This is a genomic window from Shinella fusca (assembly GCF_014203155.1).
In the GTDB taxonomy this organism is placed as follows: Bacteria; Pseudomonadota; Alphaproteobacteria; order Rhizobiales; family Rhizobiaceae; genus Shinella; species Shinella fusca.
This window is the reverse complement of sequence record NZ_JACHIK010000023.1, coordinates 12,379-25,951: the sequence shown is the minus strand read 5'-3', so window position 1 is coordinate 25,951 and position 13,573 is coordinate 12,379. Positions and strand designations below refer to the sequence as shown.

General features: G+C 64.5%; 10 protein-coding genes. 1 reads left to right on the top strand and 9 read right to left on the bottom strand.

Annotated elements, in window-relative coordinates; all coding sequences use genetic code 11:
* Nucleotides 1–26: 26 nt before the first annotated feature.
* Nucleotides 27–1,046, bottom strand: a complete 1,020-nt coding sequence (locus tag HNQ66_RS21540; protein ID WP_210308854.1) for a TRAP transporter substrate-binding protein — start codon at nt 1,044–1,046, stop codon at nt 27–29.
* Between the two features lie 136 nt (nt 1,047–1,182).
* Here HNQ66_RS21540 and HNQ66_RS21535 point away from each other — a divergent pair, with 136 nt between their 5' ends.
* Entirely contained in the window at nt 1,183–2,235 is a 1,053-nt protein-coding gene (locus tag HNQ66_RS21535) for a LacI family DNA-binding transcriptional regulator (RefSeq protein ID WP_343059599.1), read from the top strand.
* 23 nt (nt 2,236–2,258) lie between these two features.
* Here the strand turns inward: HNQ66_RS21535 and HNQ66_RS21530 are convergent, their stop codons facing one another.
* The 8 genes from HNQ66_RS21530 to HNQ66_RS21495 all read right to left on the bottom strand — a co-directional run bounded on the left by HNQ66_RS21530 (nt 2,259) and on the right by HNQ66_RS21495 (nt 13,570).
* The gene (locus tag HNQ66_RS21530; protein WP_184146628.1) at nt 2,259–3,623 is read right to left on the bottom strand and encodes a sigma-54-dependent transcriptional regulator; all 1,365 of its coding nucleotides are present in this window, start codon (nt 3,621–3,623) and stop codon (nt 2,259–2,261) included.
* Nucleotides 3,620–5,434: a sensor histidine kinase gene (locus HNQ66_RS21525; protein ID WP_184146626.1), complete on the bottom strand. Its 1,815-nt coding sequence runs from the start codon at nt 5,432–5,434 to the stop codon at nt 3,620–3,622. The genes HNQ66_RS21530 and HNQ66_RS21525 overlap by 4 nt, the downstream gene beginning before the upstream one ends.
* Nucleotides 5,435–5,539: 105 nt before the next feature.
* Nucleotides 5,540–5,932, bottom strand: a complete 393-nt coding sequence (locus tag HNQ66_RS21520) for a DUF1850 domain-containing protein (RefSeq protein WP_184146624.1) — start codon at nt 5,930–5,932, stop codon at nt 5,540–5,542.
* Nucleotides 5,929–8,046: a TRAP transporter permease gene (locus HNQ66_RS21515; RefSeq protein ID WP_184146622.1), complete on the bottom strand. Its 2,118-nt coding sequence runs from the start codon at nt 8,044–8,046 to the stop codon at nt 5,929–5,931. The genes HNQ66_RS21520 and HNQ66_RS21515 overlap by 4 nt, the downstream gene beginning before the upstream one ends.
* A 77-nt stretch (nt 8,047–8,123) precedes the next feature.
* Nucleotides 8,124–9,068 carry a TAXI family TRAP transporter solute-binding subunit gene (locus HNQ66_RS21510; protein WP_184146695.1) on the bottom strand — a complete coding sequence of 315 codons (945 nt, stop codon included), beginning with the start codon at nt 9,066–9,068 and terminating at the stop codon, nt 8,124–8,126.
* Nucleotides 9,069–9,326: 258 nt separating this feature from the next.
* Nucleotides 9,327–11,390: a TRAP transporter permease gene (locus HNQ66_RS21505; protein ID WP_184146621.1), complete on the bottom strand. Its 2,064-nt coding sequence runs from the start codon at nt 11,388–11,390 to the stop codon at nt 9,327–9,329.
* A gap of 82 nt (nt 11,391–11,472) precedes the next feature.
* Complete coding sequence (locus HNQ66_RS21500; protein ID WP_184146619.1) at nt 11,473–12,462, bottom strand: TAXI family TRAP transporter solute-binding subunit; 990 nt, start codon at nt 12,460–12,462, stop codon at nt 11,473–11,475.
* An 88-nt stretch (nt 12,463–12,550) separates the two neighbouring features.
* Nucleotides 12,551–13,570: a zinc-dependent alcohol dehydrogenase family protein gene (locus HNQ66_RS21495; RefSeq protein ID WP_184146617.1), complete on the bottom strand. Its 1,020-nt coding sequence runs from the start codon at nt 13,568–13,570 to the stop codon at nt 12,551–12,553.
* Nucleotides 13,571–13,573 lie beyond the last annotated feature (3 nt).

Sequence of the window (13,573 nt, the reverse complement as noted above, 5' to 3'; positions counted from 1 at the left end):
GATTGTCCTTTCGGGCCGGATGAGGATCAGGCGATCGCCTTGATCTTCTCATAGAGCGCGCCGAACTTCTCGCCGAAACGTTCCTCGACGACCTTGCCGACCGAGGCGCGGAAGGCATCGACATCGAGGCCTTCTGCAGGGCCGATCACCTTCATGCCCTTGTCGCGCAGCGCCTGGGTGTCCTTTTCCTCGTTGTCCTCGATCGCCTTGGTGGCGCGGTCGCGGATTTCCAGCGAGGCCTTCCCGACGGCGTCCTTCTGGGTGTCCGACAGGCCCTGCCAGGCGTCTTCGTTCATCACGACGACTTCGGCGTTCGACATGTGGCCCGTCAGCATGAGGTGCGACTGCACTTCGTAGAGCTTGACGTTGAGGATGACGTTGACCGGGTTTTCCTGGCCGTTGACGACGCCGGTCGCAAGGGCGGTCGGCACTTCGGACCAGTCGACCGGGACGGGCGCCGCGCCCATGCCCTCGACGGCGGCCTGGTAGATCGGGAACGGAACGGCGCGGATCTTCATGCCGGCGAGGTCGGCGGGCGTCTTGACCTCCTTGTTGCAGGTCAGGTTCCGGCGGCCGAAATAGTGGGCGTAGATGACGCGGCAGTTCGCCGTCTGGATCAGGCCCTCGTTGAGTTCCTGCATGACCGGAGAATTGATGTCCATCACCTTCATCAGGTGATCGATGTCGCGGTAGAGATAGGGCGTATCCAGCGCGGCGAAGGGTTCGTAGAGAGAGCCGATGCCGCCGGCAGTGTTGTGCGAGAAGGCGATGGTGCCGAGCGAGACGGCCTCGGCCAGTTCCTGGAGCTTGCCGAGCTGCGAGGAGGGAAAGACCTCGACCTTGACGTCGCCGTTCGAATGCTTGCCGACCGCCTCGGCGAACCAGTCCGCCTGGGCGCCGGCGACGCTTGCCGGCTCGTTGTTGTGGCCATAGCGCAGCGAAACTGGTTCCGCGCGCACGATGGCCGGTGCGAACAGGGCCACGCCGGCGCCAAGGCCGAGGCCCATCACGCCGCGGCGTGTAATGTCGAATGACTTGCGGTTCATGAGATCCTCCCTGAGTGAAATTGATGTGATCATCCCGCGACCGCTCCACACGGATGCCGGATAATCTCCTCCTCTTGACAACACGGTAGGAAACAGAAAGCCTCAGGTCAAACAGCAAAAATTGAGGTGATTTGAGGTGAATGTGGTCAGGTCGGGAAATCCATCCCTGAACGATGTCGCCGCCGCCGCGCGCGTTTCGCTGGCAACGGTCGACCGCGTGATGAACCGCCGCAAGGGGGTGAAGGCGCGCACGGTGGAGCGGGTTCTGGCTGCTGCGGTGGATCTTGGCTATCTCAGCGAGGAGGAGCGTGACCTCTTGTCCGCCCCGCGCCCCGCCCATATCGCGTTCCTGCTGCCGATGGGCGGCAATCCCTACCTCAAGCTGCTGGGCGAAAAGGTCCGGGACGTGGCGGAGACCGGCCGCCGCGATGCAAGCCCCGTACGATGCTTCTTCATCGAGAGCTTCAACGCCGCGGCCATAGCGGCGGCGCTACGGCTCCATTCCAAATGGGCCGATGGCATCGCCTTCATGGCGATCGATCATCCGCTGGTGCGCGAGGCGGCCGAAGAGGTCAGCGCAGCGGGAACCCGTCTGGTCACCATTGTCTCCGACATGATCCATCCGGCCCGCGAGGCCTATGTCGGCCTGGACAATCACGCGGCCGGCCGCACGGCGGCCTATCTGCTCGGCCGGTTCTGCGGCTCGCGCGAGGGCAGCGTGGCGCTCGTCGCCGGCAGCCGCACATATCGCACCCATTCGGAACGCGAACTCGGCTTCCTCGGTCTTCTCGAAGAGACCTATCCCCGCTTGCGCGTGGTAGGAATGCGCGAGGGCCACGACGACCGCAACGAGAACTATCGGCACACATTGTCGCTGATCGACCAGAACCCAGATCTTGTCGGCATCTACAATGTCGGCGGTTCGTCGGATGGGATCGCGCGGGCTCTGCGCGAACGCGGCAAGGGCGACAGCGTGGTCTTCATCGGACACGGACTGACCGCCGACACGCGCCGCTTCCTGATCGAGGGCACGATGGACGCCGTCATCAATTCCGATCCGGATCAGGTGATCGCCCGGGCGCTCGAGCAGTTCTCGACGTCCGCGCCGATGAACGCGGCGGGACTTGCATGCCCTCCGTTGAGCATGGAGATCATCTTCCGCGAAAACATACCGTTGCTGGCAAAATAGAGGTAGCGGCAACCTTCGCCCGGCTATCGGTCGTCATCGATCTGTGACCGTCTTTTGCGGAGGTCCGTCAGGCCACGGCGGGCCAGTTTCTCGTTGAATGTGCGCAGCGGAATGCCGAGGCTTGCGGCCGCGCGGACGGCATTGCCTTCGCTAAGATTGTAGGCCTCGGAAATGAGATGCGCCTCATAGGACGCCATCCGTTCCGGCAAGGTGAGTGCATCGGCCCCGAACGCCTCATCGTCTGCCGCCGCGACGGGCTCGTCGAGGCCGAGAGCGAAGCGCTCGGCCTGTGCCTTGAGTTCGCGGACATTTCCCCGCCATTGCTGCTGTTGCAGTTGCGCGATCCGTTCGGCGGGGACCGGGCGGATGGGGCGACCGTAGCGGCACGCCGCAAGGGATGCGAAATGCCCGAACAGGAGACCGATGTCGCCCTGCCGCTGACGGAGCGGCGGAATGCGGATATCCACGGTTGCCAGCCTGTAGAAGAGGTCTTCGCGAAAGCGTCCGGCGGCGATATCGGCCGAAAGGTCGCTCTTGGCTGCCGCCACGATGCGCACGTCGACTTGTCTCGGACGGTTCTCGCCGAGTCGTTCCACGACCCGCTCCTGCAATACACGCAGGATCTTTGCCTGCAAGCCGAGGGGCATCGACTCGATTTCGTCGAGGAACACAGTTCCGCCCGCGGCGTGCTCGAACTTGCCCTCGCGGTCGGCGATGGCGCCGGTGAAGGCCCCTTTCACATGTCCGAAGACCTCGCTCTCGAAAATGGTTTCCGGCAGTGCGCCGCAATTGATCGCGACGAATGGGCCTTTCGCACGCCGGCTGAGCCGGTGTAGTGCCTGGGCGACCAGTTCCTTGCCTGTGCCCGTCTCGCCGATGATCAGGACATCGATATCCACGTCCGCGAGCGTTGCCACACGTTCGCGCAGGGTCCGGATCGCCGGGCTGTCGCCGACGATGGAGTCTGGCTCTTCCCGCGCGCCGACAAGGGTTTGTAGGCGCGCGATCTCCTGCTTCATCCGCCGCTTCTCGACAGCCTTGTCCAGCACGGAGAGAAGCCGGTCGGCGTCATAGGGCTTTTCCAGGAAATCCTCGGCGCCCTGCTTCATTGCCTGCACCGCAAGACCCACATCGCCATGGGCGGTGATGAGGACCACCGGGAGATCACCCCTGCGGCGGGTAAGCGAGTTGAGAAGCGTCATCCCGTCGATGCCGGGCATGCGCACGTCGGTGACCACGACGTCCGGTTCCTCGCGCAGCGCCGCCGTGAAGGCCTCTTCCGGTCGGTGGAACGCGTCGACCGAAAAGCCGCTGACGGCAAGCCAGTCCGCCGCGGCCTTCAGGAGGTCGCGGTCGTCGTCGACGAGCAGGATGCGCCCGCGGCTCATTGTGCCGCCTCTAGGCGGCCGGTGTCGCGCTTGCCGAGCGGCACGCGGATGGTTGCGGAGGTTCCCCCGCCTGGCGCCTCGGCAAAGCGGATCTCGCCGCCGCATTCGCGCACGATCGTCGTGGCGATCGACAGGCCGAGGCCGAGGCCTTCCCCTGTCAGCTTCGTCGTGAAGAAGGGCTCGGCGATGCGGCCGCGATGCTCCGGCGCGATGCCGGACCCGTTGTCGACGATCGCCACGGCGACGCAGGTTTCGTCCTGCGTGCGCCGGATGGTGATGGACGGATCGGGCCGCCCCTCTACCGCATCCAGTGCGTTCAGGAGGAGATTGAGCATCGCCTGCTCCAGCTTCAGTGCGACAGCCCTTACCACGGGCGAGGGGGCTTCGGCATCGATGGCCGGCGTAACGCAGAGCGTTTTAGCACGCGGGGCGGCAAGCTCCACCACGTTACGGATAACCGTATCGATGGAGACGTCCTCCAGTTCCGAAGCATCCTTGCGCGCGAACGTCTTGAGGTGCTTGACGGTGCGCTGCATGCGCTTGACGAGGGATCGCGCGTCGACGATGCGCTCGCCCGTGGCCTCTGCCGCCTGCTTGCCGGCCAGCACGCCGGCCGTTGCAAGCGTCGCGTCGAGCGCGGCAAGCGGCTGGCTCACTTCATGCACGATCGCCGTCGACATGCGCCCGAGGGCTGCCATCTTCGCCGAATGGATGAGGCCCTCCTGCGTGCGGCGCAGTTCCTCTTCGGTTTTCCGGTGCATATCGATTTCCAGGGCGAGGTCTTGCGTGCGCTCGGCCACCATGCGCTCGAGCAACTGGCCCTGCCGCAGCCGCATGCGGATGAACTGGGCGCGCTGGTGGAGGAAGTAGAGGGCGCCGGTTGCCAGAAGACCGGCTATCAGCGCGGCGAGCGCCCAGAAGCCGGCGAGCTTCGCGGTATCGGCTGTGCTCGTCGCCGCCAGCACGCGCCAACCATCCGGCTCGACCGTCGAGAAGCGAGCAAGCAGTCGGTCCTTGCCCTCGCGGAGCATGAGGGTGGGGCCTTCCGCTGCGGCCGAAGGCAAGCTTGCGTCGTCCGGCAGGATCGGCGGGCGCGCCGCAAGATCCGCGCCTTCATAGGTGCGCTCCGCGACAAGCCGTCCGGAGGCCTCCGCCCCGAGCGGGACGAGCGGCCGGTACTTCCAGTCCGGGTTGCCCGACAGGAAGACGATGCCCCATTGGTCGGCGATGGCGGTCTGCACGCCGGCCGCCTCCCAGGTCAGTTCCAGCGGTGACAGGTCCGCCTTGACCACGACCACGAGAGGCGGCTTTCCTGCGCTGTCGATTCTGGAGGCGAGGAAATATCCCGGTTTCCCGGTGGTTACGCCGATCGCATAGTAGCGTCCTTCGCCCTTGAGGATCGCATTGTGGAAATAGGGACGGAAACTGTAGTCATGCCCGACGAAGCTCTCCGGCGTCGCATGGTTGCTTGCCGCAAGCGTGATGCCTTGCGCATCCAGGACGTAGAGATCGGCGGGGCCAGCCTCCCGGACGATGGTTTCCAGATAGCGGTTGGCGGCGGCAAGCGAGGCATCGCTGCGGTCGGGGCCGGCCACCGCGCGGATGCGTGCATCCTCGCCGACCACCTTCGGCAGATACCGAAAGCGCTCGATCTCCGTCTCGATCGCCCGGTTGGTCAAGACGAGGCTGCGCTGGAGCTGGCTTTCGAGCGAGCCGACCGCAACGCCGTTCGCAAGATCGTAGGCGACGAACGGCGCGATGCACGTTGCGATGAGCATGCCGATCGTCATGCGACCGATGGTGCGCGTCATTCTCGGGCCGATCCGTCCTTGTGTCCTCTTGTCCATGACCTTAACGCCAGTTCTGGACGGAAAGAACAGGAGAATGGCAAGGCCGGCCCGATTCACGCGCGGGTTTCACTCTCCGGTTTCCTTTCCGGCCTCTACGGCCGTGCAGGGGCGCAGCACGAGGGATGCCTGGCGCTTCCGGCCGAATTCCCGGCAACCGCCCGCATCGCAAAGCGTCCAGCCGGAAACGGTCGCGCCGGATGCGGCGAGCACGAGTTCCGGCAGCGGCGGGACATGCGGCTCCCACACCCACCAGCCGTCCTGTCGCCGCGCGCCATCGCCCGGTTCCATCCCGGCGCCCGATCCCTTGACACGCGCCTCCTTCAGCACCAGCCCTTCCTTCGTCGCCGTCCAGCTTTCCTGCCAGGCGATCTTTTCCACCGAATGGGTCCAGCTGAGGGTGAAGAGGCCGGCGGCAACGGCGATAGCCTTGCCGCCGGCGATGCAGACCGACATGCTCATGCCGGACGCGGCGTGGTTGCCGGCGGCTCCGCCGCCTTTGCCCTGCGCCAGATGAGGAAGGCGAAGAGCGCGCCGAGGGCAAAGCCGACTTCATCCGTCAGGGGCAGCACCGCGAGCATGCTGAACGAGGCGATGGTGGCGAGCGCCCGTTCGGCGATCGTGAGCCGGACAGCGGCGAAGCCGACCACCGCGGCCCCCCACAGGGCGATGGCAAAGCCCGTCTTGACGACGATATAGGCGACCGCGGCCGGATAGCCGAAGGAGGCGGCGAGTGCCCCGCCGTCCTGGAGCATAAGCGCGGGCGAATAGACCGCCATGAAGGGGATGACGAAGCCGGCCGCCGCGACCTTGATGGCCTCGATGGATATCTTCAGGCCGCTTTCGCGGGCGATCGGCGCGGCGGCGAAGCAGGCGAGCGCCACCGGCGGCGTCAGGTCGGCGAGAATGCCGAAATAGAACACGAACATGTGGCTGACGATGAGGGGCACGCCGAGCTCGAGAAGCGCCGGCCCCGCAATCGATGACGTGATAATGTAGTTCGGGATCGTCGGGATGCCCATGCCGAGCACGAGGCAGGTCACCATTGTCAGGAGCAGCGACAGGAAGAGGCTCGTGCCGCCGACCGAGACGATGAACTGGCCGAACGTGTTGGCTGCGCCGGTTAGCGTCATGGTGCCGATGATGATGCCGACAAGCGCGCAGGCGATCGCCACGGGCAGGGCGGTCTTGGCGCCTTCGGCAAGCGCGTCGCGGCAGACGGCAAGCGTTTCCCGCCCACCCTTCCAGAGTGCATTGGCAATAATCAGTACAGCCAACGCGAGGATCACGACCTTGATACCGAACTCGAAGAAGCTTGCGGCCACAAGACCGAGGCCGATCCAGAAGATGACCCGCACGGCCATCGAGGGAAGGCCGATGGCTATGGAACTACCGAGAATGAGCAGCATCGTGAAACCGAGACCGACGGTGCCGGCGAAGAGCGGTGTGTAGCCGGAAAACAGCAGCCAGATGAGTGCGGCGAGCGGAAGGAGCAAATACCAGCCCTCCATGATCGCGGCCCGGGCCGACGGCAGCTCGTTGCGCGGCAGGCCGAGCAGTCCGCGCTTGCCGGCCTCCAGATGCACCATCCAGAAGGCGGAGGCGAAGTAGAGCACGGCCGGAATAATCGCGGCCTTGACGATCTCGTGATATTCCACGCCCAGCGTCTCGGCCATGATGAAGGCGACGGCGCCCATGACGGGCGGCATGATCTGTCCGCCCATGGAGGCCGTGGCCTCCACGCCGCCGGCAAAGGCCGAGCGGTAGCCGAAACGCTTCATTAGCGGAATGGTGAACTGACCGGTGGTGACCACATTGGCGACGCCCGAGCCGGAAATCGTGCCCATCAGCGCGGACGAGATGATCGAGACCTTCGCCGCACCGCCGCGCCGTGCACCGACAAGGCTGAGTGAGACGTCGTTGAAGAGCTGGATCATACCCGCCTTCTCGAGGAAGGCGCCGAACAGGATGAAGAGGAAGATGTAGCTGGAGGAGACCAGCGTGGGGATGCCGTAGATGCCTTCCGTGCCGTAGGCCATGTGGTCGATGACCTGGGAAAAGTCATAGCCGCGATGATTGAGCGGCGAGGGCAGGTATTCGCCGAAAAGGCAATAGGCGAGGAAGATGCCGGAGATGATCGGCAGCGCCGGCCCCATCAGCACCCAGGCGGCGGCGAAGACGATGCCGATGGCAATGACCCCGAAGACCATGTCCTGCGGTAGCGGATCGCCCGCGCGCACCAGGAGATCTGCATATTCATAGCATTGATAGAAGGCGACCGCCGCGCCGAGAACCGAAAGGCCCCAGGCGAAGGTGCGCACGACCGTGCCTTTGCCGGATATGGCGGCGAGCAGCGGAAAGATCAGCACCGTGACGAAACCGACATGGATCGCCCGGACGAGCTGGCTCGGCGGATCGAGCAGATGCGCGGCGGTCGCGATCTGGAAAATGGAGAACAGAAAGGCGATGGCAAAAAGCAGCCGCCCTTCCGTTGTCGCGGGAAAAGCGCCTGCGAGCGCATCATGCTTGCTGAGCTCGGCAGCGGCGTCGCCGGCCGGTTCGTTGGGGTCGTGCATTGGTTCCTCCCGGGAGACTGTTGGATATCGGTCTCCATGCGGCGATCCTCCATCGCCGCATGGACAGCCCCTGACCGTCAGAGCAGCCCCTTTTCCTTGTAGAAGCGCTCAGCGCCCGGATGCAGCGGGATCGGCATGCCCTTCAGGGCCTGCTTGAGATCGATCTGTTCGGCTGCCTTGTGGGCCGCGACCATGGACGGCAGGTTCTCGAAGAGCTGCTTGGTCATCTGGTAGGCGGTCTCGTCGGAAACGTCGGAATGGGTCACGAGGAAGTTGACGACAGCGACGGTTGGAACGTCCTTGTCCTGGCCCTCGTAGGTGCCGGCCGGAACGGTCGCGGCAATGTAGGGCGCGCCAAGCTTGGTGGCGATGTCTTCCGGCACGGCCACCATCTGCACGTCGAGCGAGGTCGCGAGGTCCTTGAATGAGGAAACGCCGAGGCCGGCCGATTGCAGCGTGGCGTCGAGTTGACGGTTCTTCATCAGCTCGACGGATTCGGCGAAGGGCAGATATTCCGTCTTGCCAAGGTCGTCATAGCTCATGCCGGCCGCCGCCAGGATGGCGCGGGCATTGAGTTCCGTTCCCGACTTCGGCGCACCGACCGAAAGGCTCTTGCCCTTGAAGTCGGCAAGTGTGGCGATGCCGGATTCCTTGGATGCCATGATCTGGATGTAGTTCGGGTAGATGGCCGCGATGCCGCGCAGCTTGTCGAGCGGGGCCTTGAAGCCGGCTTCCGCATTGCCTTCCCAGGCGAGCTTGACGGAATCGCCCAATGCGAAGGCGATCTCGCCGCGGCCCTGCTGCAGAAGGTTGAGGTTCTCGACAGACGCCTTGGTCGCCTGAACCTGGGTGCGCACGCCCTCGATCTTGTCGCCGTAGATCTTCGACAGCGCGACACCGAGCGGATAATAGACGCCGGACGTGCCCCCCGTCAGGATGTTGATGAATTCGTCCGCTCTCGCGGAAGTGCCCGGCAGGGCGATGGACAGGCTGGCGATCGCGGTAATGGCGATACGTTGCATGATTTGCTTCATGGAAAATCCTCCCGTGGTGTGAACCGGCGCGGCTCTCTCCCTCCGCGCCGTTCAGATACTCTGCAAGAGCCGGGCCAAACGTAAGTCATTGTATTTTCGTGCAGGGGCTGGCAACCGGCGGGGTATTTAGGCGGAATGTTGCCGAAATCTCGAGCTTCTTGGCAGGAATATGCCTGGTTTGCGCGTGCCAATCCTCTTACTCGTTCGTTCGCCAGCCGCCGTTGACCTTGCCGACGACGCTGAGGCTCAGGCGCGTTGCGCTTCGCCGGAATGGCGCGCCTGCCAATGGCGCAGCAGGACCGGTATGAAAAGGGCGACGCCGAGCAGCGACGAATAGAATTCCGGCGCAACGAGGAGCAGTGCCGCCAGCACCAGCATCGCGTTCTCCCAAGGGCGCGTGCGAACCAGCAGGTAACGCGACAGCGCAGCGCCGAGGCAGGTGATGCCGAGGATGCAGCCGAGGAAGGCCAGGAAGAAGTCCGGCCAGTTGAAGTCCTTCGTCACCAGAAGCAGGGACGGGGAGAAGACAAACACGAAGGGAACCAGCGCCTTGCCGAGGCCAAGCCGGAAGGCCGTGTTCCCGGTCTTGAACGGGTCCGAGCCCGCCATGCCCGCCGCCGCATAGGCCGCGAGCGCCACCGGCGGGGTGATATCCGCCAGCAGCCCATAATAAAAGACGAAGAAGTGGGCGACGATCGGCTCGACCCCGAGCATGACGAGCGCCGGCGCCGCGATGGTTACCATGATGATGTAGTTGGCTGTCGTCGGAATGCCGCAGCCCATGAGGATGCACACCACGCCGGTCATCAGCAGGGTGAACAGCAGTGTTAGGCCTTGCGTCGAGAAGATCATCTCGGGAATGAAGGTGCTGAATAGCAGCGAAAGATGCCCCGCCGTCGAGGTAACAATATAGGACAGCTTGAAGCCGACGCCCGTCAGGGTGACGATGCCCACGACGATACCGACGGTGGCGGCTGCCGCGCCGACGGCGAGCGCATATTTGGCCCCGTCGCGCAGGCAGACCACGATCTCGGCCACCGACATGCGCCGCCGCGGATTGAGAAGGCCGACGACGATGCACATGGTGATGCCCCAGAAGGCGGCGAGATAGGGGGTGAAGCCCGAGAGCAGGACGCCGATGAGGACGACGAGCGGGATGACAGTCGGCCAGTCCCGCTTCAGCGCCTCGACCACGTCGGGCATCTCGTCCGGCCTGAGGCCCCTGAGGCCGGTACGCTTGGCTTCGAAATGCACCTGCATGAAGACGCCGAAGAAATGCATGAAGGCCGGCACGATGGCCGCCAGGATGATGGTCGTATAGGGCAGCTCCAGGAACTCGATCATCAGGAAGGCGGCCGCGCCCATGATCGGCGGCGTCACCTGTCCGCCCGTCGAGGAGGCGGCCTCCACTGCCGCAGCGAAATGCTTCTTATAGCCGAGGCGGATCATCGCCGGGATGGTCAGCGAGCCTACGGTGACGGTGTTGGCGACCGACGAGCCGGAGATCATGCCGAACAGCGCCGAGCCGAAGATCGACACCTTGGCGGGGCCGCCCGCATAGCGGCCGGCGACCCACGCCGCGCAGTCGAGGAAGAGCTGGCCAAGGCCGATGCGGGTGGCGAAGACGCCGAAGAGGACGAAGTGGAAGACGTAGGTGGCGACGACACCGAGGGCGATGCCGTAGATGCCCTGTGTCGTCAGGTAGAGGTGATCGACGAGTTGGGAAACGGATGCGCCGGGATGAATGAGGATGCTCGGCATATAGGGCCCGAGCAGCGCATAGGCCATGAAGACCACGGCGATGATGGGAAGGGGAATGCCGACGGAGCGGCGCGTCGCCTCGAGCAACAGCACGATGAGGATGAGGCCGAGAACCACGTCCAGCCGCGTCGGGTTGCCGACGCGGAAGGCGAGATCGTCGAGCGGGATCATCGGCACATGCATGACGGCAACCACGGCGGCGATCGCCAGAAGCCAGTCGAAGACGGATATGCCGAGCGGGTGCAGCAAGCTGGATTGCGCGGGGGTGTCATAGCCCGTCTTCACCATGGGAAAGACCAGGAAAACCAGCGCCAGCACCATCGACAGATGGATGCCCCGGTGAAGCATCTCCTGCAGGAGGCCGAAGCCGGCGGTGTCGTAGTGGAACAGCGACAGGGCGACCAGCAGGAAGCCGACGAGCCAGCCGGCAGCCGGCGTCAGGGGCCGGAAGCGGATTTCGGAGTCGAATTTCTCCTCCAGCTCCCGCGCCTTCTCCTCGTCGAATTCCATGCCGGAAAGCTTGATCTTGTCGCTGCCGCCATCGCTCATGCCGGTTCCCTTTTTGACTTTTCAGACAGAAGAGGCGGAAAGCTCGCCTTCCGCCCCGCCGTTGCCAGTCTTTTGGAGAGTGCTATTTTAGGACGCCGACTTCCTTGTAGAACTTCTCCGCGCCGGGATGGAACGGGATGCCGGCGCTGGTGACCGCATTCTCGAGCGTGATGAGCTTGCCCTTGGCATGGCCGGCCTGAAGCGCCTTCTGGGTCTCGTCGCTGTAAAGCGACTTGACGATGTTGTAGACGAGGTCGTCGGCCTGCTTGGCGCTGGTCACCCACTGGGCGGCGACGGATATGGTCTTGGTCTCGCCGACATTCTTGTAGGTGCCGTCCGGAACGGTGTCGGTGGAGAAAAACTTCTGTTCTGACAGAAGCTTGTCGGCTTCCGGACCGGAGATCGGCACCAGCGTGATGTTGTTGGTGCTGGCAAGCTCGACGATGGCACCGGTCGGATAGCCGCCGACGAAGAAATAGGCATCCAGCGCGCCGTCCCGCAGACGCTCGCCGGCCGGGCCGGGCTTGAGATATTCCGGCTCGACGTCTTTTTCCGTCAGCCCATAAGCCCCGAGCACGAGCCGAGCATCGACGATGGTGCCGGAGCCGGGTTCGTCGAGGGAGACGCGCTTGCCCTTCAAGTCCGCCACCGACGTGATGCCGGCATCGGCACGGGCAACGAGATGGATGGTTTCGGGATAGAGCGTCGCGATCAGCCGCAGTTCGTCGACCTTGCCCTTACCTTCATAGAGGCCCGTTCCCGAGTGAGCCCAGTAGGCGACATCGGACTGCGTGAAGCCGGACTCGGACGCGCCCGACTGGATGGCGCTGATATTGGCCACCGAGCCGTTCGAGGATACCGCGGTGGACACGAGCCCCTCGACGCCCGCCGGTCCCGTTGCCGAGATCGCATTGGCGATCAAACCGCCGACGGGGTAATAGGTCCCCGACGTGCCGCCCGTTCCGATGCGAAAGAATGCCTGTTGCGCACGCGCGGATGAAAAACCGGCTGCCGCAAATCCTGCGACGGTTGCACCGATGGTAAAGGCGCGACGAGTAATCGAAATGCTCATAAGTACCTCCCGGCTAAAGATTACTAGCATGTTCAGTGGGTTGATGATTGTCAACCTGACGGCGCGATCTACCGGAAACCAGTCTGCCTCATGAAAGGCGCAGCAGCGTCTTGATCGCGCGCCGTTCGTCCATGGCGCGGTAGCCTTCGGCGACATCCGGCAAGGGAACTTCGAGATCGAAGACCTTGCCGGGGTCGATCCTGCGGCTCATCACCAGGTCGATCAGGTCCGGCAGGAAGCGGCGAACGGGAGCGGGGCCGCCGAGCAAGGACTTCTGGGCGAAGAACAACTGCTGGCCATCGAGTTCCACGCCGTGCGGCACGCCGACGAAGCCGATCGAGCCGCCGGGGCGGGCGGAGGCGATCGCCTGTGCCATCGATTCCTGCGTGCCGACGCATTCGAGGACGGAATCCGCGCCGATGCCGCCCGTCAGGTCCTTGACGCGGGCGACACCGTCGTCGCCCCGTTCGGAGACGATGTGCGTGGCGCCGAATTCGAGGGCGAGGTCCTGCCGGCTCTTGTGGCGGCTCATGGCGACGATCCTCTCCGCCCCCATCTGCTTTGCGGCAAGCACGCCCATGAGGCCGACCGCGCCGTCGCCGACGATGACGGCTGTGCCGCCGGGCCGGACGCGGGCGGCATCGGCGGCATACCAGCCCGTGCCGAGCACGTCTGAAACTGCGAGCAGGCTCGGGATCAGGTCGTCGTCGGGCATATGGGGCGTGGCGACCAGCGTCCCGTCGGCAAGCGGCACGCGCAGCAGCGGCGCCTGCGCCCGGCTCATGAACTCGCGGTTCTCGCAGGAGGAGGGAAAGCCGAAGCGGCAATGCGGGCAGGTATTGTCCGAGCAGCAGAAGGAGCCGACGACGAACTGGCCGGGCTTGACGGTCGTGACCGCGCTGCCGACCTCGACCACCATGCCGCAATATTCATGGCCCATATGCGTGGGGCCGTTCAGCGGCTGGAGCCCGCGATAGGGCCAGAGATCGGAGCCGCAGATGCAGGTGGCCGCCAGTTTCACGATAGCGTCGGTCGGATGGAGGATTTCCGGTTCGGCGACCTCCTCGCAGCGGATGTCGCCGGGGCTGTAGAGCACTGTTCCAAGCATGGG